Origin of the sequence: Streptomyces netropsis (assembly GCF_014203545.1) — a bacterium.
GTDB classification, from domain to species: Bacteria; Actinomycetota; Actinomycetes; order Streptomycetales; family Streptomycetaceae; genus Streptomyces; species Streptomyces netropsis.
On sequence record NZ_JACHJG010000005.1, the window covers coordinates 24,330 to 42,938 of the forward strand.

Annotated in this window: 18 protein-coding genes; 14 read left to right on the forward strand and 4 right to left on the reverse strand. The window is 70.8% G+C overall.

Annotated features, from left to right (window positions below; genetic code table 11):
* The first annotated feature begins 60 nt into the window (after positions 1 to 60).
* On the forward strand, positions 61 to 1,374 hold the full coding sequence (locus FHS38_RS13605; protein ID WP_184733814.1) for a geranylgeranyl reductase family protein: 1,314 nt from the start codon (positions 61 to 63) through the stop codon (positions 1,372 to 1,374).
* Between the two features lie 31 nt (positions 1,375 to 1,405).
* On the opposite strand, the gene FHS38_RS13610 is transcribed toward FHS38_RS13605, so the two are convergent.
* Both FHS38_RS13610 and FHS38_RS13615 read right to left on the reverse strand, forming a co-directional pair.
* Positions 1,406 to 1,846 (reverse strand): protein-tyrosine phosphatase family protein, encoded by a 441-nt coding sequence (locus FHS38_RS13610; protein WP_184733815.1) that lies wholly within the window; start codon positions 1,844 to 1,846, stop codon positions 1,406 to 1,408.
* A 41-nt stretch (positions 1,847 to 1,887) separates the two neighbouring features.
* Positions 1,888 to 2,061 carry a hypothetical protein gene (locus FHS38_RS13615; RefSeq protein ID WP_184733816.1) on the reverse strand — a complete coding sequence of 58 codons (174 nt, stop codon included), beginning with the start codon at positions 2,059 to 2,061 and terminating at the stop codon, positions 1,888 to 1,890.
* A gap of 121 nt (positions 2,062 to 2,182) precedes the next feature.
* Between FHS38_RS13615 and FHS38_RS13620 the strand changes: the two genes are divergently transcribed.
* Positions 2,183 to 3,511 (forward strand): hypothetical protein, encoded by a 1,329-nt coding sequence (locus tag FHS38_RS13620; RefSeq protein ID WP_184733817.1) that lies wholly within the window; start codon positions 2,183 to 2,185, stop codon positions 3,509 to 3,511.
* Positions 3,512 to 3,647: 136 nt separating this feature from the next.
* The gene (locus FHS38_RS13625) at positions 3,648 to 5,252 is read left to right on the forward strand and encodes an ABC-F family ATP-binding cassette domain-containing protein (protein WP_184733818.1); all 1,605 of its coding nucleotides are present in this window, start codon (positions 3,648 to 3,650) and stop codon (positions 5,250 to 5,252) included.
* A gap of 14 nt (positions 5,253 to 5,266) precedes the next feature.
* Here FHS38_RS13625 and FHS38_RS13630 read toward each other — a convergent pair whose 3' ends face one another.
* Together FHS38_RS13630 and FHS38_RS13635 are read right to left on the reverse strand one after the other, a co-directional pair.
* Positions 5,267 to 6,028 (reverse strand): class I SAM-dependent methyltransferase, encoded by a 762-nt coding sequence (locus FHS38_RS13630; protein WP_184733819.1) that lies wholly within the window; start codon positions 6,026 to 6,028, stop codon positions 5,267 to 5,269.
* 136 nt (positions 6,029 to 6,164) lie between these two features.
* Entirely contained in the window at positions 6,165 to 7,007 is an 843-nt protein-coding gene (locus tag FHS38_RS13635; RefSeq protein ID WP_184733820.1) for a C40 family peptidase, read from the reverse strand.
* 740 nt (positions 7,008 to 7,747) lie between these two features.
* Here FHS38_RS13635 and FHS38_RS13640 point away from each other — a divergent pair.
* Genes FHS38_RS13640 through nuoK form a run of 11 tightly spaced genes read left to right on the forward strand, consistent with a single transcriptional unit; the run spans position 7,748 to position 18,606 of the window.
* On the forward strand, positions 7,748 to 8,107 hold the full coding sequence (locus FHS38_RS13640) for an NADH-quinone oxidoreductase subunit A (RefSeq protein ID WP_130878901.1): 360 nt from the start codon (positions 7,748 to 7,750) through the stop codon (positions 8,105 to 8,107).
* Between the two features lie 12 nt (positions 8,108 to 8,119).
* Complete coding sequence (locus tag FHS38_RS13645) at positions 8,120 to 8,674, forward strand: NuoB/complex I 20 kDa subunit family protein (protein ID WP_184733821.1); 555 nt, start codon at positions 8,120 to 8,122, stop codon at positions 8,672 to 8,674.
* A complete protein-coding gene (locus tag FHS38_RS13650; RefSeq protein WP_184733822.1) occupies positions 8,671 to 9,387 on the forward strand; it encodes an NADH-quinone oxidoreductase subunit C in 717 nt (238 codons plus the stop codon). The genes FHS38_RS13645 and FHS38_RS13650 overlap by 4 nt, the downstream gene beginning before the upstream one ends.
* Positions 9,387 to 10,709, forward strand: coding sequence for an NADH-quinone oxidoreductase subunit D (locus FHS38_RS13655; protein ID WP_184733823.1), 1,323 nt, complete (start codon positions 9,387 to 9,389; stop codon positions 10,707 to 10,709). Before FHS38_RS13650 ends, FHS38_RS13655 begins: the two co-directional genes overlap by 1 nt.
* A gap of 35 nt (positions 10,710 to 10,744) precedes the next feature.
* Complete coding sequence (gene nuoE / locus FHS38_RS13660) at positions 10,745 to 11,575, forward strand: NADH-quinone oxidoreductase subunit NuoE (RefSeq protein WP_184733824.1); 831 nt, start codon at positions 10,745 to 10,747, stop codon at positions 11,573 to 11,575.
* A complete protein-coding gene (gene nuoF, locus FHS38_RS13665; RefSeq protein WP_184733825.1) occupies positions 11,572 to 12,933 on the forward strand; it encodes an NADH-quinone oxidoreductase subunit NuoF in 1,362 nt (453 codons plus the stop codon). Before nuoE ends, nuoF begins: the two co-directional genes overlap by 4 nt.
* Positions 12,930 to 15,455 (forward strand): NADH-quinone oxidoreductase subunit G, encoded by a 2,526-nt coding sequence (locus FHS38_RS13670; protein ID WP_184733826.1) that lies wholly within the window; start codon positions 12,930 to 12,932, stop codon positions 15,453 to 15,455. Before nuoF ends, FHS38_RS13670 begins: the two co-directional genes overlap by 4 nt.
* On the forward strand, positions 15,455 to 16,849 hold the full coding sequence (gene nuoH / locus FHS38_RS13675; RefSeq protein WP_184733827.1) for an NADH-quinone oxidoreductase subunit NuoH: 1,395 nt from the start codon (positions 15,455 to 15,457) through the stop codon (positions 16,847 to 16,849). The genes FHS38_RS13670 and nuoH overlap by 1 nt, the downstream gene beginning before the upstream one ends.
* The gene (gene nuoI / locus FHS38_RS13680) at positions 16,812 to 17,489 is read left to right on the forward strand and encodes an NADH-quinone oxidoreductase subunit NuoI (RefSeq protein WP_221494978.1); all 678 of its coding nucleotides are present in this window, start codon (positions 16,812 to 16,814) and stop codon (positions 17,487 to 17,489) included. Before nuoH ends, nuoI begins: the two co-directional genes overlap by 38 nt.
* Complete coding sequence (locus FHS38_RS13685; protein ID WP_184733829.1) at positions 17,486 to 18,310, forward strand: NADH-quinone oxidoreductase subunit J; 825 nt, start codon at positions 17,486 to 17,488, stop codon at positions 18,308 to 18,310. The genes nuoI and FHS38_RS13685 overlap by 4 nt, the downstream gene beginning before the upstream one ends.
* Positions 18,307 to 18,606, forward strand: a complete 300-nt coding sequence (gene nuoK / locus FHS38_RS13690) for an NADH-quinone oxidoreductase subunit NuoK (protein WP_184733830.1) — start codon at positions 18,307 to 18,309, stop codon at positions 18,604 to 18,606. The genes FHS38_RS13685 and nuoK overlap by 4 nt, the downstream gene beginning before the upstream one ends.
* The last annotated feature ends 3 nt before the right edge of the window (positions 18,607 to 18,609 follow it).

The window sequence follows — 18,609 nt, forward strand, 5'->3', positions numbered from 1 at the left end:
TGCCCGTCCGGCTCATAGACTCGGCGGTGACCAGCCCCTCGCCGAACGGGAGAGCCGACCGTGACCCACACCGCTTCCGCCGAGCCAGTCACCTCCGAGGGCAGCTCAGAGCGCAGCGCCGATGTGATCGTGGTCGGGGCCGGTCCCGCCGGCTCGACCACCGCGTACTACCTGGCCAAGGCCGGGCTCGACGTCCTGCTGCTGGAGAAGACGGCGTTCCCGCGCGAGAAGGTGTGCGGTGACGGTCTGACCCCGCGCGCCACCAAGCAGCTCGTCTCCATGGGGATCGACATCTCCGAGGAGGCGGGCTGGCTGCGCAACAAGGGTCTGCGCATCATCGGCGGCGGCGTCCGTCTCCAGCTCGACTGGCCGGACCTCGCCTCCTACCCCGACTACGGCCTGGTCCGTAAGCGCGACGACTTCGACGAGCAGCTCGCCCGCCAGGCCCAGAAGGCCGGCGCCCGGCTGTACGAGCGCTGCAACGTGGGCGCGCCCGTCATCGACGACCGCACGGGCCGCATCACCGGCGTGCACGCCAAGCTCGGCGAGGAGAAGACCCCGGTCACCTTCCACGCCCCCCTGGTGGTCGCCGCCGACGGCAACTCCACCCGGCTCTCCCTCGCGATGGGCCTGCACCGCCGCGAGGACCGCCCGATGGGCGTGGCCGTCCGTACGTACTTCACCTCCCCGCGCCACGACGACGACTACCTGGAGTCGTGGCTGGAGCTGTGGGACCGGCGTGGTGCCACCGACCGGCTGCTGCCCGGCTACGGCTGGATCTTCGGCATGGGCGACGGCACGTCCAACGTCGGTCTCGGCGTCCTGAACACCTCCAACTCCTTCAAGGAGCTGGACTGGCGCGAGATCCTCAAGGCCTGGTGCGCCTCGATGCCGGAGGACTGGGGCTACACCCCGGAGAACATGACGATGCCGATCCGCGGCGCCGCGCTCCCGATGGCCTTCAACCGCCAACCGCACTACACGCGCGGCCTGTTGCTCGTCGGTGACGCGGGCGGCCTGGTCAACCCGTTCAACGGCGAGGGCATCGCCTACGCCATGGAGTCCGGCCAGCTCGCCGCGGACGTCATCGTGCAGGCCCACGCCCGCTCCTCGTACGCCCAGCGCGAGCTGGCCCTCCAGCGCTACCCGAAGGTCCTCAAGGACACCTACGGCGGCTACTACACGCTGGGCCGCGCGTTCGTGAAGCTCATCGGCAACCCGAAGGTCATGCAGATCGCGACGCAGCGCGGCCTGACGCACCCGCTGCTGATGAAGTTCACGCTCAAGATGCTGGCGAACCTGACGGACCCGACGGGCGGCGACGCGATGGACCGCATCATCAACGGGCTGAGCAAGGTGGCACCGCGTTCCTGACGGCGTCCGGCGCGCGTCGCACGGCGCGCGCCTACGCCGGCCCGTCGGCGAAACGTCGTACGTAACGCCGCTGCCAGGGGGTTTCGACGGCACGCGGGTCGTAATGCGCGCGCACGAAAGCCACCGCCCGCCCGGCCGGTACCCCGTCGAGCACGGCGATGCAGGCCAGCGCCGTCCCGGTCCGCCCCCGGCCGCCACCGCAGGCCACCTCGACCCGATCGCCACCGGACCGCTCCCAGGCTTCGCCCAGCAGCTCCCGGGCATCCGCGTCCCGGGCGGGCAGCCGGAAGTCCGGCCAGCGCAACCACCGGGCCTCCCAGGGGACTTCGGGCGGCTGCTTGCCGAGCAGATACACGGCGAAGGTGGGCGTGACCCCGGCCGGAAGGGCCCGCCGCAGCCCCCGCCCGCGCACGAGCCGCCCGGACGGCAGCGTCAGGACACCGGCGGCACTCGGATCCCAGGTGTCGGTCACGCCCGCCACGATAATCCGCCCCGGGAGCGTCCGGGGCCGGTTCACGACCGGGGGCCCGGCCGGCCGCCCCGCCACGACGCGTACAGGCCGGACAGCGCGATGGCGACCGTCGCCAGGGACTCCGGCGCCACGCCCAGGCAGACGAGGACGATGCCGGTGGCGAGTACGGCGACGAAGACGATGAGGTCGTGAATCCTTTGCCTGCTGTTGCGCATTGAGGTTCTCCCCCACTTCCCGTGGTGTACCACCCAGAGTCGAGGGGGAAGGGTGTGCTGCGGCAGGTGCAGCGGTGCTGCCGGACGGTCGGCAGCACCCGGACGGCGTTCGGGGGGTTCCGTGGGGGAGCTACGGCAATTCGACGAGGGGCTCCCGGGTGAGCTGCGGGCGCTGGCGGAGGCACTGCGGAGGCTCTTCGCGGGGTTGAGGATCTCCGAGAGGCGCTATGCCGCCCGCAGGAGCTACGACTCCTCGACGATCTCCCGCTACCTCAGCGGCCGACGGCTGCCACCGTGGGAGTTCATCCTCAACCTGCTGCACGACGTCGCGGAGGAACGGGGCACGGTTCCCACCGCCGAGACGACGGAGATGCTGCGCTCCTTGCACATCGCCGCGCTCGAGGCGGGGAAGAGCCCCACCCACAAGGTCCAGCTGCTGGAACAGCAGCTGGCACTGGCCGACCAGCAGGCGCGCCGGGTGGCCTCGCGGGAGCGGTGGCTGGAGGACACACTGCGGGACAAGGAACATCGCATCCGGGACCTTCAGATGCAGTTCCGCGAGCTCCAGGCCTCGATCTCCCTGGACCCCGGGCCGTCCGCCCGCGGCATGGACCGGGACGCCGAACGGGCGCGGCTGTGCGCGGAGATCCGGCAGCTGAAGGAGGAGCTGGAACAGGCCCGGGCCTTGCACCGGCAGGCGGAAGAACGCTGTGACCAGCTCGAACGACAGCTTGCCGAAGCCGAAGGCGGTCCGCGCGAGGACGGCCCGGGGGAGTTGACGGCCGTCGGCCCTGAAGCCGTCGACGAGAGCACGATCCGCACCGTCATCCACGGTGACGTCTTCTACAACATCAACTCGCAGTGGGCTATCGACGAGCACTTTGTCGAGTCCATGACCGTCAAGTTGCTGAGCGATGGGCGGATCAGGGGCAACGGTCTGCTCGTCGACCGCACGACCGTAGTCACCACGTGGTCGGCGCTCGGGGCCCTGCCCGATGGGGTGCCCGTGCTGGTGATTGCCAGTGGTGAGGCCGTGAACGCAGAAGTGGCTGAGTGGCTGCCGTCGGACCCCGAGGACCGGGGAGGGCGGGAGGTGTTCCCGAACCTGGCGGTCTTGAGACTGGCCTCTCCTATTGCCTCCTCCGTGCCGACGGTCAATTTCGACGGGCAGCCACCGCCGGGCAGCCAATTGCTCGTCAGCGGGTACGTCCGTAGCGGTCCTGGAGCAGGGGAGCGCTATTCCTGCCTGCTGGAGGTCAAGGGCCGGACCGGTAGCTGGATACGGGTCGAGGGCGAGCTCGTCAACGGCCTCGGGGGTGCTCCGGCATTCCACGTGGGGACGGGTGCGCTGGTGGGCCTGGTCGGTGTCCGTTCACGAGACGGCTCGAAGGGCCTGCTCGTCCCCGCCGAAGCCCTCCGCGACCTGACCACCCTGTCCTGGCCGGACTAGGAGCGGCGGAATTCGCATGCGCCCCCGACCACCCCCCGGCTATCGTCGTTCCCATGTCTACGCCCCGCATTTCCTAGCTCAAGGACCCGATCCCACGCCACCCGTGTGTCCTTGAGCTGTTTCGGAGCGTAACTCCATGATCACCGTTCGCGGTGTCGACGTCCGCGTCGGCGCCCGCCTTCTGCTGTCCGACGTCTCCTTCCACGTCGCCCCCGGCGACCGCATCGGCCTGGTCGGCCGTAACGGCGCGGGCAAGACCACCTTGATGAAGACCCTGGCCGGGGTGGACCGGCCCGCCGCCGGGGGCGTCACCGTCACCGGCTCCCTCGGCTATCTGCCGCAGGACTCCCGCGCGGCCGAGCCCGCGACCACCGTCACCGACCGGATCCTGTCCGCCCGCGGGCTGGACCGCGCGGTCCGCGCGCTGCGCGACGCCGAGGCCGCGATGGCCCGGGCCGCGGGCGCGGCGGCCGCGCAGGAGCGGGCGATGGGCGCGTACGTCCGCGCCGAGGCGGACTTCCAGGCCCGGGGCGGGTACGCCGCCGAGGCCGAGGCCGCGCGGGTCGCCGCCGGTGTCGGGCTGCCGACCCGGGCCATGGGGCAGCCGCTCGGGGCGCTGTCCGGCGGCCAGCGGCGCAGGGTCGAGCTGGCCCGCATCCTCTTCGCCGACCACGGGACGCTGCTGCTGGACGAGCCGACGAACCATCTCGACGCCGACTCGGTCGGCTGGCTGCGGACGTTCCTCGCCGGGCACCGGGGCGGACTCGTCGTCATCAGCCATGACACCCGGCTGCTGGCCGACACCGTCAACCGGGTCTTCGACCTCGATCCCGCCCGGGCCACCATCGACGTGCACAACACCGGCTGGCACACCTACCTCGCCCAGCGGGAGGCCGACCGGCGGCGCCGCACCCGGGAGAGGGCCAACGCCGAGCGGAAGGCGGCCGCGCTGCGCACCCAGGCCGACAAGATGCGGTCGCACGTCGCGACCGCCACCGCCGCGAAGAACATGGCCCGCCGCGCCGACCGGATGCTCGCCGAGCTGGAACCGGCCCGCCGCACGGAGAAGGTCGCCCGCATCCGGCTGCCCGAGCCCGCCCCCTGCGGGCGGATGCCGCTCGGGGCCGTCGCCCTGGCCAAGGCCTACGGCGAGCACCCCGTGCTGTCCGGAGTGGACCTGGCCGTCGACCGGGGCAGCCGTCTGGTCGTCCTCGGGCTCAACGGCGCCGGCAAGACCACCCTGCTGCGGATACTCGCCGGGCGGGAACGGCCCGACGCGGGCCGTGTGGTGCGCGGGCACGGGCTGCGGCTGGGCTACTTCGCCCAGGAGCACGACACGCTCGACGCCGCGCGCACCGTACGGGAGAACCTGGCCGCCGCCGCGCCGCACCTGACCGACGGTGAGGCGCGGCACGTACTGGGGGCGTTCCTGTTCGGCGGCGACGACGCCGACAAACCCGCCCGGGTGCTCTCCGGCGGAGAGAAGACCCGGCTGGCGCTGGCCGGGCTCGTCCACTCCGGCGCGAACGTGCTGCTGCTGGACGAGCCGACGAACAACCTCGACCCGGCCTCGCGCGGCGAGGTCCTCGCGGCCGTCGGCTCGTACCCGGGCGCCCTCGTGATGGTCACCCACGACGAGGGCGCCATCGAGGCGCTGCGCCCGGACCGGGTCCTGGTGCTGCCGGACGGCACCGAGGACCTGTGGAGCACGGACTATCTGGATCTCGTGTCGCTCGCCTGACGGTGCCGGCGCGGTCAGACCGGCTTGCGGGCCTCGATCAGGAAACGGGTCGAGTGCGCGACGAACGGGCCCTCGGCCCGGATCTTCCCGTCGAGCTCCCGCAGCCGGTCGCGGTACCGGTCGACGGTGAAGCCGGGGACCATCCAGATCACCTTCCGCAGGAAGTAGATCACCGCCCCGATGTCGAAGAACTCGGTCCGCAGGGACTCGAACCGCAGGTCGAGGATCCCCAGGCCGGCCGCCTCCGCCTCCCGCCGCTCGTCGTCGGGGTGGCGCTTGCGCCGGATCTCCTCGGGCTGCGGGCCGAGGAAGTACTCGACCAGCTCGAAGACGCTGGCCGGGCCGACGTGCTGGGCGAGGTAGGTGCCGCCGGGCCGGAGCACCCGGGCGATCTCCGTCCACCAGACCGTCGCCGGGTGACGGCTGGTCACCAGGTCGAAGGCCGCGTCGGCGAACGGCAGGGGCGGTTCGTCGGCGTCCGCGACGACGACCGCCCCGAGCGGGTGCAGCAGCTCGGTCGCCTTCGCGACGTTCGGCGGCCAGGACTCCGTGGCCACCATCAGAGCGGGCAGCTTCGGCGCCCCGGCGAGGACCTCACCGCCGCCCGTCTGGATGTCGAGGGCGGCGGACGCGCGGGCCAGGTGCTCGCCCATCGTGCGCTGGTAGCCCCAGGAGGGGCGCTGCTCGGTGGCCCGGCCGTCCAGCCAGGAGAAGTCCCAGCCGTCGACGGGGACGGTCTCGGCCTCGGCCACCAGTTCCTCAAAGGTTCGTGACATATCAGGATTGTTGCGGCAAATCACCCGGCAGCCAAGTGGATTGTCCCTCGCCCGGGCGCCCGCCGCACATGCCGAAGGCCGCCGTCCCGAGCGGAGGGGAACGGCGGCCTTCGGAAGGATGCTGGGGGTACCCGCGTCACATGACGCGAACGGCACCCGTCGGCGGGGAGTAGCTCAGCGAGCGCTCGACGACACCCGTGCTCGGGTTCTGCGCGCCGATGAACTGGCCGTCGCCGATGTAGACGCCCACGTGGTACGCGCTGCCGGCGGCGCCCCAGTAGACGATGTCGCCGACCTGCAGGTTGTCGAGGGACACCGCGGTGCCCGCCGTCGACTGGTCCTGCGAGATGCGGGGGAGGTCGATGCCGATCTGGCTGTAGGCCGACATGACCAGGCCCGAGCAGTCGAACGAGGAGGGGCCGGTGCTGCCCATCACGTACGCCTTGCCGACCTGCGCCTTGAGGTAGGAGACCAGCGTCGCGGCCGAGCCCGTGGCGGAGGAGCCGGCGGTGGAGCCGGAGCCCGCGGCCTCGGTGCCGCCTGCGGAGTCGGCGGAAGCGGACTTGGTGCCCAGCTCCGAACGGTCGGAGGTGCGGGAGGCGCGGGCCTGCGCGGCCTCCTTCTCCTTGGCCTCGGCGACCTTCTTCTCGGCCTCGGCCTTGCGGTCGGCCTCGTCCTTGACCTTCTTGGCCTCGGCGCGGGCCTCGCCCTCGGCCTTGTCCTGCTGCGCCTGGACCTCGTAGTCGAAGGCGGCCTGGTGCGTGGAGGCGGCGCTCTGCGTGATGGAGGCGGCGAGGGCGGCGTTGATCGCCGGCATCTCCATCGTCGACTCGACGGGCTTCTCGGCGGCGTTGGCCGCCGCCGCCCCGGTCACCGCGAGGGTGCCGAGGACACCGCCTGCAACGCCGGTGCGGACCACCCAGGACTGCGTCGCACGGCGGGGCTTCCGGTGGCTGGTTATCTGCGCGTTCGGGGACATGGAACAACGGCTATCAGTCCCCGTAGGTTGAGATCAACAAAAGTGGCGTGCGCCACAATCGCCGTGCTCGCGCCTGGAATTCGGACTTTTCGCCCCGGGGGTCGCCGCGGCCGTGACCTGGCCGTGACCCGCGATCATGTGCCTCAGCATGGCATTTGGCCATCCGTGCCGCCCATTGGACGGCCTATCACTTTTAGGGCACGCCCGTCGAGGCTTCCCCTTGAATCCGCTGGGGAAACCTGTTGTCACGTGGCGGACGTCACGCCCCTCCCGCCCCATGCGCCCTTCGCGAAGCGGGGTGCGAACCGGAGCGCAAACCGCGATCAAGGACGGCGGGTGACGGCGGTCGCCCCACCGGGTGGCAATCCCTTATCAGTTGACGGCTACCATTGCCAATTTGCCTGCACCGGCCATGGCTTGATAATGGCTCATCCCATCCCACCAGCGCTGACGCCCCTGAATGTCACCTCTCGTGATCACTCGGCCGCTTCGCGTATGAAGATCACTGCTCATCCGACTTAATGATCGTTCGTCAGGTGGCGGAGATCACAAACGCGGGCGCGTACCCCGTGTCGCAGATCACAGACCAGCGGGCATAGGATGCAGGCGACCCGGGCTTGTGAACTGCCTCACATGGGGGTGATCTTCGTGGCGAAGCCGCGGTCCCCGGACATGAGCGCGGTGCGCCCGCCGGGTCCGGTCAGCCAGCAGTCAGCGTCGACTGGAAGGAGCGAGGAGCGGTGAACGCCTACGCGCCCATCCTCGTACTGGGAGCCCTCGGGGCAGGCTTCGCGATCTTCTCCGTGGTCATGGCCTCGCTCATCGGGCCCAAGAGGTACAACCGCGCCAAGCTCGAGGCCTATGAATGCGGCGTCCAACCGACCCCGCAGCCGGCCGGTGGCGGGCGCTTCCCGATCAAGTACTACCTGACGGCGATGCTCTTCATCGTCTTCGACATCGAGATCGTCTTCCTCTATCCCTGGGCCGTCACCTTCGACGCCCTGGGGTTGTTCGGGCTCGTGGAGATGCTGCTCTTCGTGCTCACCGTCTTCGTCGCCTACGCCTACGTCTGGCGGCGCGGCGGCCTGGAATGGGACTAGGGGGCACCAACCGTGGGACTCGAAGAGAAGCTGCCCAGCGGCTTCGCGCTGACCACCGTCGAGCAGGCCGCCGGCTGGTTCCGCAAGTCGTCCGTCTTCCCGGCCACGTTCGGCCTGGCCTGCTGCGCCATCGAGGTGATGTCGACCGGTGCCGGGCGCTACGACCTCGCCCGCTTCGGCATGGAGATCTTCCGCGGCTCGCCCCGGCAGGCCGATCTGATGATCGTGGCCGGGCGGGTCAGCCAGAAGATGGCGCCGGTGCTGCGCCAGATCTACGACCAGATGCCGAACCCCAAGTGGGTGATCTCCATGGGGGTCTGCGCCTCCAGCGGCGGCATGTTCAACAACTACGCCATCGTGCAGGGCGTCGACCACATCGTGCCGGTCGACATCTATCTGCCCGGCTGCCCGCCCCGCCCCGAGATGCTCATGGACGCGATCTTGAAGCTCCACAAGAAGATCCAGGGCGAGAAGCTCGGCGTGCACCGCGAGGAAGCGGAGCGCGATGCGGAGCAAGCGGCGCTCAAGGCCCTGCCGTTGATCGAGATGAAGGGTCTGCTGCGGTGAGCGAGCAGGAACGGACACCGGACGAGCGGCTCCCCTCCCAGCGCGGCGGGCAGGGCGAGGCCATCCGGGTCCAGCGCGGCATGTTCGGCGTCGGGAACGGCGGCGACACCAGCGGCTACGGCGGCCTCGTGCGGACCGTACGGCTGCCGGGAGCGTCGAGCCGCCCCTACGGCGGCTGGTTCGACGAGGTGGCCGACGAGCTGGAGGGCGCTCTCGAGGAGCAGGGACTCGTCCCGGAGAACGCGATCGAGAAGACCGTCGTCGACCGCGGCGAGATCACCTTCCACATCGCCCGCGAACACCTGCCGCGCGTCGCCCGCACCCTGCGCGACGACCCGGCGCTCCGCTTCGAGCTGTGCACCGGCGTGAGCGGGGTGCACTTCGAGGGCGACAAGGGGCGCGAGCTGCACGCGGTCTACCACCTGCGCTCGATCACCCACAACCGGCTGATCAGGCTGGAGGTCAGCGCCCCCGACAGCGATCCGCACGTGCCGTCGATCGTCGACGTCTACCCGACCAACGACTGGCACGAGCGCGAGACCTACGACTTCTTCGGCCTGATCTTCGACGGCCACCCGGCGCTCACGCGGATCTTCATGCCGGCCGACTGGCAGGGCCACCCGCAGCGCAAGGACTACCCCCTCGGCGGCATCCCCGTCGAGTACAAGGGCGCCCAGATCCCGGCTCCGGACCAGCGGAGGTCGTACACCTGATGAGCACTCCCCGAGCCAGTGCCCGCGACACCACCGAGGGCACCGTCTACACCGTCACCGGCGGCGACTGGGACGAGATCGCGGAGGCGGCCAAGCGGGCCGACGACGAGCGGATCATCGTCAACATGGGCCCGCAGCACCCCTCCACCCACGGGGTGCTCCGGCTCATCCTGGAGATCGACGGCGAGACGGTCACCGAGGCCCGCTGCGGCATCGGCTACCTCCACACCGGCATCGAGAAGAACCTCGAATTCCGCAACTGGACGCAGGGCACCACCTTCGTCACGCGCATGGACTACCTCACCTCGTTCTACAACGAGACGGCGTACTGCATGGGCGTGGAGCGGCTGCTCGGCATCGAGGACCAGGTCCCGGACCGGGCCACGATCGTCCGCGTGATGCTGATGGAGCTGAACCGCATCTCCTCGCACCTGGTGTGCATCGCCACCGGCGGCATGGAGCTCGGTGCCACCACGATCATGATCTACGGCATCCGGGACCGCGAGATGATCCTGGACCTCTACGAGCTGATCACCGGGCTGCGCTTGAACCACGCGTACATCCGGCCCGGCGGGCTCGCCCAGGACCTGCCTCCGGGCGCGGTGGACGCGGTGCGCGAATTCGTGAAGAAGATGCGCAAGAACCTCCCCGAGTACGACAAGCTCGCCACCGGCAACCCGATCTTCAAGGGCCGGTTGCAGGACGTCGGCTATCTGGACCTCGCCGGCTGCATGGCCCTCGGCGCGACCGGCCCGATCCTGCGCGCCGCCGGCCTCCCGCACGACCTGCGCAAGTCGCAGCCCTACTGCGGCTACGAGACGTACGACTTCGACGTCCCGACCGCCGACACCTGCGACTCCTACGGACGCTTCCTCATCCGGCTGGAGGAGATGCGCCAGTCGCTGCGGATCGTCGAACAGTGCCTGGACCGGCTGGAGCCGGGCCCGGTCATGGTGGCCGACAAGAAGATCGCCTGGCCCGCCCAACTGGCCCTCGGCCCGGACGGCCTCGGCAACTCCCTCGACCACATCAAGAAGATCATGGGCACCTCGATGGAGGCCCTGATCCACCACTTCAAGCTGGTGACGGAAGGGTTCCGGGTACCGCCCGGGCAGGTGTACGTGGCGGTGGAATCCCCCAAGGGCGAGCTGGGCGTGCACGTGGTCAGCGACGGCGGCACCCGCCCCTACCGCGTCCACTTCCGCGATCCCTCCTTCACCAACCTCCAGTCCATGGCGGCGATGTGCGAGGGCGGCCAGGTGGCCGACGTCATCGTCGCCGTCGCGTCCATCGACCCCGTGATGGGAGGCGTCGACCGGTGAGTGCCACATCGAGCAGTCAAGGGGTGCAGCTGGGGATGCCGCAGCTCCCCGCCCCCGACTATCCCGCCGAGGTACGCGCCCGGCTCGACGCGGACGCGAAGGAGGTGATCGCCCGCTACCCCGACAGCCGCAGCGCGCTGCTGCCGCTGCTGCACCTCGTGCAGGCCGAGGAGGGGCACGTCACCCGCACCGGCATCCGCTTCTGCGCCGAGCAACTCGGCCTGACCACCGCCGAGGTCACCGCGGTCTCGACCTTCTACACCATGTACCGCCGGCGGCCCGGCGGCGATTACCAGGTCGGGGTCTGCACCAACACCCTGTGCGCGGTGCTCGGCGGCGACGCCATCTTCGACGCCCTGAAACAGCACCTGGGCGTCGGAAACGAGGAGACCACCCCCGACGGCAAGGTCACCCTCGAACACATCGAGTGCAACGCGGCCTGCGACTTCGCGCCCGTCGTGATGGTCAACTGGGAGTTCTTCGACAACCAGACCGTCGAGAGCGCCAAGCGGCTCGTCGACGACCTGCGCGCGGGCCGCACGGCCCTGCCGACGCGCGGCGCGCCCCTGTGCACGTACCAGGAGACGGCCCGCATCCTGGCCGGCTTCCCCGACGAGCGGCCGGGCGCCGTCGAGGCGACCGGCGGTGCCGGGCACGCCTCACTGGCGGGGCTCCGGCTGGCCCGGGGCGAGAGCGGCCCGGCCCGGGTCGGCCCCCCGCGCGGCGTACCGCAGCAGGACACCCCGCCGCACCACGACGAACAGCCGCCCAAGCGGCACCCCAGCTCGCACGACGCACCCCAGAAGACGTCCGACTCCGACCCGGACTTCCCGGCCGGGCCGATCGCCGAGGAGGGGGAGGGATGACCGTGGCGGCCGCCGTCAACGAAACGAGTCCCGAGAAGCTGCTCTCACCCGTGCTGAGCGCCTTCTGGGACCAGCCGGAGTCCTGGACGCTGGAGACCTACCGGCGCCACGACGGCTACCAGGGCCTGCGCAAGGCACTCGCGATGTCCCCCGACGAAGTGATCGCCTACGTCAAGGACTCGGGGCTGCGGGGCAGGGGCGGTGCGGGCTTCCCGACCGGGATGAAGTGGCAGTTCATCCCGCAGGGCGACGGCAAACCGCACTACCTCGTCGTCAACGCGGACGAGTCCGAGCCGGGCACCTGCAAGGACATCCCGCTGCTCTTCGCCAATCCGCACTCCCTCATCGAGGGCATGCTGATCGCCTGTTACGCGATCCGCTCGGAACACGCCTTCATCTATCTGCGCGGCGAGACCGTCCCCGTGCTGCGCCGGCTGCACGAGGCCGTGCGCGAGGCCCGCGCGGCGGGCTACCTCGGCCGGAACGTCCTGGGCAGCGGACTCGACGTCGACATCACCGTCCACGCGGGTGCGGGTGCGTACATCTGCGGCGAGGAAACGGCACTCCTCGACTCGCTCGAAGGCCGCCGCGGCCAGCCCCGGCTCCGGCCCCCCTTCCCCGCGGTCGCCGGGCTCTACGCCTGCCCCACCGTGGTGAACAACGTCGAGTCCATCGCCTCGGTTCCCGCGATCCTCAATCGCGGTAAGGAATGGTTCCGTTCGATGGGCAGCGAGAAGTCCCCCGGCTTCACGCTGTACTCCCTCAGCGGCCATGTCGCGGGCCCCGGCCAGTACGAGGCACCGCTGGGGATCACGCTGCGCCAGCTGCTGGAGATGAGCGGCGGCATGCGCCCCGGCCACCGGCTCAAGTTCTGGACCCCGGGCGGCTCGTCCACCCCGATGTTCACCGACGAACACCTCGACGTGCCGCTCGACTACGAGGCGGTGGGTGCCGCCGGGTCGATGCTCGGCACCAAGGCCCTGCAGTGCTTCGACGAGACGACCTGCGTCGTACGGGCCGTCACCCGCTGGACCGAGTTCTACGCCCACGAGTCGTGCGGCAAGTGCACGCCCTGCCGCGAAGGCACGTACTGGCTGGTGCAGTTGCTCCGCGACATCGAGGCCGGCAAGGGGCGCATGGCCGACCTCGACAAGATCAACGACATCGCCGACAACATCAACGGCAAGTCCTTCTGCGCGCTCGGCGACGGTGCCGCGAGCCCGATCTTCTCCTCGCTGAAGTACTTCCGCGAGGAGTACGAACGGCACATCACCGGCAAGGGCTGCCCCTTCGACCCGGCCGCGTCGACGGTGTGGGCCGACGACACCAGGACGTCGCACCCGGAGGTGCACGCATGACCGTCACCACATCCGCCCCCTCCGGAGGAGAGGCGGCGCCGCCACCGGACGATCTCGTCTCCGTCACCATCGACGGCATCGCCCTCTCCGTGCCCAAGGGCACGCTCGTCATCCGGGCCGCCGAACTGCTCGGCATCGAGATCCCCCGCTTCTGCGACCACCCGCTGCTGGACCCCGTCGGCGCCTGCCGCCAGTGCATCGTCGAGGTCGAGGGCCAGCGCAAGCCGATGGCGTCCTGCACGATCACCTGCACGGACGGCATGGTGGTCAGGACCCAGCTCACCTCGCCCGTCGCCGAGAAGGCCCAGCGCGGGGTGATGGAGCTGCTGCTCATCAACCACCCGCTCGACTGCCCGGTCTGCGACAAGGGCGGCGAGTGCCCCCTGCAGAACCAGGCGATGTCCGCCGGGCAGTCCGACTCCCGCTTCGAGGGTCACAAGCGCACCTTCGAGAAGCCGGTGCCGATCTCCCCCCAGGTGCTGCTGGACCGCGAGCGGTGCGTGCTGTGCGCGCGCTGCACCCGCTTCTCCCAGCAGATCGCGGGCGACCCGATGATCGAGCTCCTGGAGCGCGGCGCGCTCCAGCAGGTCGGCACGGGCGAGGGCGACCCCTTCGAGTCGTACTTCTCGGGCAACACCATCCAGATCTGCCCGGTGGGGGCGCTCACCTCGGCGGCGTACCGGTTCCGCGCCCGGCCCTTCGACCTGGTCTCCTCGCCGACGGTCTGCGAGCACTGCGCGGGCGGCTGCGCGACGCGCACGGACCACCGGCGCGGCAAGGTCATGCGCCGCCTCGCCGCCGACGACCCCGAGGTCAACGAGGAATGGGTGTGCGACAAGGGCCGCTTCGCGTTCCGTTACGCGCAGCGGCCGGACCGGCTGGGCAGCCCGCTCGTCCGGAACGCCGACGGCGTGCTGGAGCCGGCGAGCTGGCCCGAGGCGCTCGACGCCGCGGCCCGCGGGCTGTCCGCCGCGCGCGGCCGGGCCGGGGTGCTGACGGGCGGACGGCTGACGGTCGAGGACGCCTATGCCTACGCCAAGTTCGCCCGCGTCGCCCTCGACACCCATGACGTCGACTTCCGCGCGCGCGTGCACAGCGCGGAAGAGGCCGACTTCCTCGCGGCCCGGGTCGCGGGCCGCGGCCGGGACGTCGACGGCGGCGGGCTGACCTACGCCGCGCTGGAGAAGGCCCCGGCGGTGCTGCTCGTCGGATTCGAGGCGGAGGAGGAGGCGCCCGGGGTGTTCCTGCGGCTGCGCAAGGCGCACCGCAAGCACGGGCAGCGCGTCTTCGCGCTTGCCACGCACGCCACCCGGGGGCTCGAGAAGGCCGGCGGCACGCTGCTGCCGGCCGCCCCCGGCACCGAGACCGAGTGGCTGCGGGCGCTGGCGGACACCGGCGGCCTCTCCGGCGGCCTCGACACGGACGGCCGGGCCGCGGCCGACGCGCTGCGCGCCCCCGGCTCGGTGATCGTCGTGGGGGAGCGGACGGCGGCCGTGCCGGGCGCCCTGACCGCCGCCGTGGCGGCCGCCACGGCCACCGGGGCGACGCTGGCGTGGATCCCGCGCCGGGCGGGCGAGCGGGGCGCGCTCGAGGCGGGCGCCCTGCCGGGCCTGCTGCCGGGCGGCCGTCCTGCCACCGACCCGCGCGCGCGGGAGGAGACCGCCGTCGCGTGGGGCACGGGTGAACTGCCCCGCAGCCCCGGGCGGGACACCGGCCAGATCATCGAGGCGGCCGCCACGGGCGAACTGGGTGCCCTGGTGGTGGCCGGGGTGGAGGTCGCGGACCTGCCCGACCCGGCACGCGCGCGTGCCGCGCTGGACGCCATCGGCTTCCTCGTCAGCCTGGAGCAGCGGCCGAGCGAGGTGACGGACCGGGCGGACGTGGTGCTGCCGGTGGCCGCGGTGGTGGAGAAGTCCGGCACGTTCCTCAACTGGGAGGGCCGGGCCCGCCCGTTCGAGGTCGCGATCAAACCGGACCAGGTGACACGGCGCCATCTCATGCCGGACGTCCGGGTGCTGCACATGCTGGCGGACGCCATGGGCGCCGCCCTCGCGCTGCCGGACGTCCCGGCCGCACGGGCGGAAATGGCCCGGCTCGGCACCTGGACCGGCGCCCACGCGGCGGACCCGGCCGAGCCCGCCCGCCCGCTGCCCGTCCCCGAGCCCGGCGAGGCGGTCCTCGCGGGCCACCGGCTGCTGCTCGACGAGGGGCGGCTGCAGGACGGTGACGAAGCCCTGGCCGGTACCCGGCACGCGGCCCTCGCCCGGCTCTCCGCCGCCACGGCGGCGGAGGTGGGCGTGCGCGACGGCGAACCGCTGGCGGTGACCGGCCCGGCCGGGACGGTGCGGCTGCCGCTCGCCGTCACGGTCATGCCGGACCGGGTGGTGTGGCTGCCGCTGAACTCCGTCGGCGGCTCGGTCACCGACGCCGTGGGCGCGAGCCCGGGCACGCTCGTACGGATCGGCCCGGACGCCTCCGGAGCGGATACGACCGGCACCGGTGCCCGGGAGGTCCGGCTGTGATGACGAACCTCGCCCCGCTCCACGAACTGGCCGCCGAGGACCTGTCGATGTTCGGCCGGGACCCCTGGTGGCTGATCGCCCTCAAGGCGGTCTTCTGCTTCGCGTTCGTCATGGTGACCGTGCTGCTCTCGATCGTCTTCGAGCGCAAGATCGTCGCGTGGATGCAGTTGCGCATCGGCCCCAACCGGCACGGGCCGTGGGGCATGCTGCAGTCCCTCGCGGACGGCATCAAGCTGATGCTCAAAGAGGACGTGATCGTCAAGCGCGCCGACAAGGCGGTCTATCTCCTCGCCCCGGTCGTCGCCGCCGTCCCCGCCTTCATGGCGATCGCGGTGATCCCCTTCGGCCCGGCCGGCAACGAGGTCTCCATCTTCGGCCAGCGCACGACGATGCAGCTCACCGATCTGCCGATCGCGGTGCTCTACATCCTCGCCACCGCCTCCATCGGCATCTACGGCATCGTCCTCGCGGGCTGGTCCTCCGGCTCGACGTATCCGTTGCTCGGCGGTCTGCGCTCGTGCGCGCAGATGATCTCCTACGAGATCGCGATGGGCGTCTCGTTCGCCGCCGTCTTCCTCTACTCCGGGTCCATGTCGACGTCGACGATCGTCGACGCGCAGGAGGACCGCTGGTACGTGCTGCTGCTGCCGGTCTCCTTCCTGATCTACATCGTGTCGATGGTCGGCGAGACCAACCGGGCGCCGTTCGACCTGCCCGAGTCCGAGGGCGACCTGGTCGGCGGCTTCAACACCGAGTACTCCTCGATCAAGTTCGCGATGTTCATGCTGGCCGAGTACGTCAACATGGTCACGGTCTCGGCGGTCGCGGTGACGCTCTTCCTGGGCGGCTGGCGGGCCCCGTACCCGATCTCGGCGTTCTGGGAGGGCGCGAACCACGGCTGGTGGCCGATGCTCTGGTTCGTCATCAAGCTCCAGCTGCTGCTGTTCTTCTTCATCTGGCTGCGCGGCACGCTGCCGCGGCTGCGCTACGACCAGTTCATGAAGCTGGGGTGGAAGGTCCTCATCCCCGTCTCGATGGTGTGGCTGATGCTCGTCGCCACCGTGCGGGCGCTGCGGAACGAGCGGTACGACTTCCAGGAGATCGTGCTCTACGTCGGCGGCGCGGTCGTCGCGATCCTGCTGGTCTCCTTCGTGTTCGACATCTTCCGTGACCGTGGCGGGCAGCGGGACGGGGCCGACGGCGTGCCCGCCGAGCCGGGACCCGGCTTCGACCCGATGGCGGGCGGCTTCCCCGTGCCGCCGCTGCCCGGGCAGACCCTGCCGCCGGTGCCCCGCCGACGGTCGCGCCAGGACCGCGAGCTGATTGTCAGTGGTGGCGTCGATACTCTCAGTGACGATGTCCGTGACGGAAAGGAGGCCGGTGGTGCCTGCTGAGCCCTCCCGGGGGGACACCCCCCGGACCCCCTTCCAGAACCCCGTGGCCGGCTTCGGCGTGACCTTCAAGGCCATGTTCAAGAAGCGGCTGACCGAGCAGTACCCGGAGGAGAAAAAGCTCACCGCGCCCCGCTTCCACGGCCGTCACCAGCTCAACCGCCACCCCGACGGCCTGGAGAAGTGCATCGGCTGCGAGCTGTGCGCGTGGGCCTGCCCGGCGGACGCGATCTATGTGGAGGGCGCGGACAACACCGACGAGGAGCGCTACTCCCCGGGCGAGCGCTACGGCCGCGTCTACCAGATCAACTACCTGCGCTGCATCCTCTGCGGGCTGTGCGTCGAAGCGTGCCCCACCCGGGCGCTGACGATGACCAACGAGTACGAACTGGCCAACACCAGCCGGGCCTCGCTCATCTACACCAAGGAAGAGCTGCTGGCGGGCCTCGACGACCGCATGGTCGACAGCCCGCACGCGATCTTCCCCGGGATGACCGAGCAGGACTACTACCGCGGCCTGGTGACCGGAGCGGCGCCCGGGACCGTCCAGCAGGTCGCCGTCTCCAAGGGCGAGAAGCCGCAGGAGGGTTCCTCCGACTTCGGTCCCGAGGAGCCCGCGGCGCGGAAGGCGGCCGGGAAATGAGTGCCTTCGCCGCTGCTTCCGCCACCTCGACGGGCGAGGCGGTCCAGTTCTGGGTGCTGGGCACCGTCGCCGTGCTCGGCGCGCTCGCCACCGTGCTGATGAAGAAGTCCGTGCACAGCGCCCTGTCGCTGGCCGCGACCATGATCATCCTGGCGGTCTTCTACCTCGCCAACGGCGCGTATTTCCTCGGCGTCGTCCAGGTCGTCGTCTACACCGGCGCGATCATGATGCTCTTCCTCTTCGTCGTCATGCTGGTCGGCGTCACCGCCGCCGACTCCCTCAAGGAGACGATCAGGGGCCAGCGCTGGCTCGCCGCCGGATGCGGGCTGGGCTTCGGCATCCTGCTCGTCGCCGGCATCGGCAACGCCTCGCTCCGCCACTTCAACGGACTCGGCCAGGCCAACTCCGGCGGCAACGTACAGGGCCTCGCGGCCCTCATCTTCACCAAGTACGTCTTCGCCTTCGAGATCACCGGTGCCCTGCTGATCACCGCCGCCGTCGGCGCGATGGTGCTCACCCACCGCGAGCGCGCCGAGCGCGCCGCGACCCAGCGCGAGCGGTCCGAGGCGCGCGTCCGGGAGGGCAAGCAGCTGCCGCCGCTGCCCGCACCCGGCGTCTACGCCCGGCACAACGCCGTCGACATCCCCGGCCTGCTGCCCGACGGCACGCCCTCGGAGCTCACCGTCAGCCCGACGCTGCGCGCCCGGGGCCAGATCCGCGACGTCTCCGGCGAGGCGCTCGCCGAGCTGGCGGCCCTGGAGCAGCGCTCCGGGGACTGGCTGGAGCAGGGCCACGGCGACACGAAGGGGGCCGCGAAGTGAACCCGGTCAACTACCTCTATCTGGCGGCCCTGTTGTTCACCATCGGAGCGGCCGGCGTGCTCATCCGGCGGAACGCGATCGTCGTCTTCATGTGCGTCGAGCTGATGCTGAACGCCTGCAACCTGGCGTTCGTCACCTTCTCCCGGATGCACGGCAATCTCGACGGCCAGATCATCGCCTTCTTCACGATGGTCGTGGCCGCCGCCGAAGTCGTCGTCGGCCTGGCGATCATCATGACGATCTTCCGCTCCCGCCACTCGGCCTCGGTCGACGACGCCAGCCTGCTGAAGCTGTAAGGG

Excerpts from the sequence above, each read along its gene's own strand:
- FHS38_RS13630 (WP_184733819.1), bottom strand. The coding sequence starts at position 6,028 with ATGTCACGAACCTTTGAGGAACTGGTGGCCGAGGCCGAGACCGTCCCC.
- nuoE (WP_184733824.1), top strand. The coding sequence starts at position 10,745 with ATGCCGCAGCTCCCCGCCCCCGACTATCCCGCCGAGGTACGCGCCCGG.
- FHS38_RS13615 (WP_184733816.1), bottom strand. The coding sequence starts at position 2,061 with ATGCGCAACAGCAGGCAAAGGATTCACGACCTCATCGTCTTCGTCGCC.
- FHS38_RS13655 (WP_184733823.1), top strand. The coding sequence starts at position 9,387 with ATGAGCACTCCCCGAGCCAGTGCCCGCGACACCACCGAGGGCACCGTC.
- FHS38_RS13685 (WP_184733829.1), top strand. The coding sequence starts at position 17,486 with ATGAGTGCCTTCGCCGCTGCTTCCGCCACCTCGACGGGCGAGGCGGTC.
- nuoI (WP_221494978.1), top strand. The coding sequence starts at position 16,812 with ATGTCCGTGACGGAAAGGAGGCCGGTGGTGCCTGCTGAGCCCTCCCGG.
- nuoH (WP_184733827.1), top strand. The coding sequence starts at position 15,455 with ATGACGAACCTCGCCCCGCTCCACGAACTGGCCGCCGAGGACCTGTCG.
- nuoF (WP_184733825.1), top strand. The coding sequence starts at position 11,572 with ATGACCGTGGCGGCCGCCGTCAACGAAACGAGTCCCGAGAAGCTGCTC.
- FHS38_RS13670 (WP_184733826.1), top strand. The coding sequence starts at position 12,930 with ATGACCGTCACCACATCCGCCCCCTCCGGAGGAGAGGCGGCGCCGCCA.
- FHS38_RS13635 (WP_184733820.1), bottom strand. The coding sequence starts at position 7,007 with ATGTCCCCGAACGCGCAGATAACCAGCCACCGGAAGCCCCGCCGTGCG.
- FHS38_RS13625 (WP_184733818.1), top strand. The coding sequence starts at position 3,648 with ATGATCACCGTTCGCGGTGTCGACGTCCGCGTCGGCGCCCGCCTTCTG.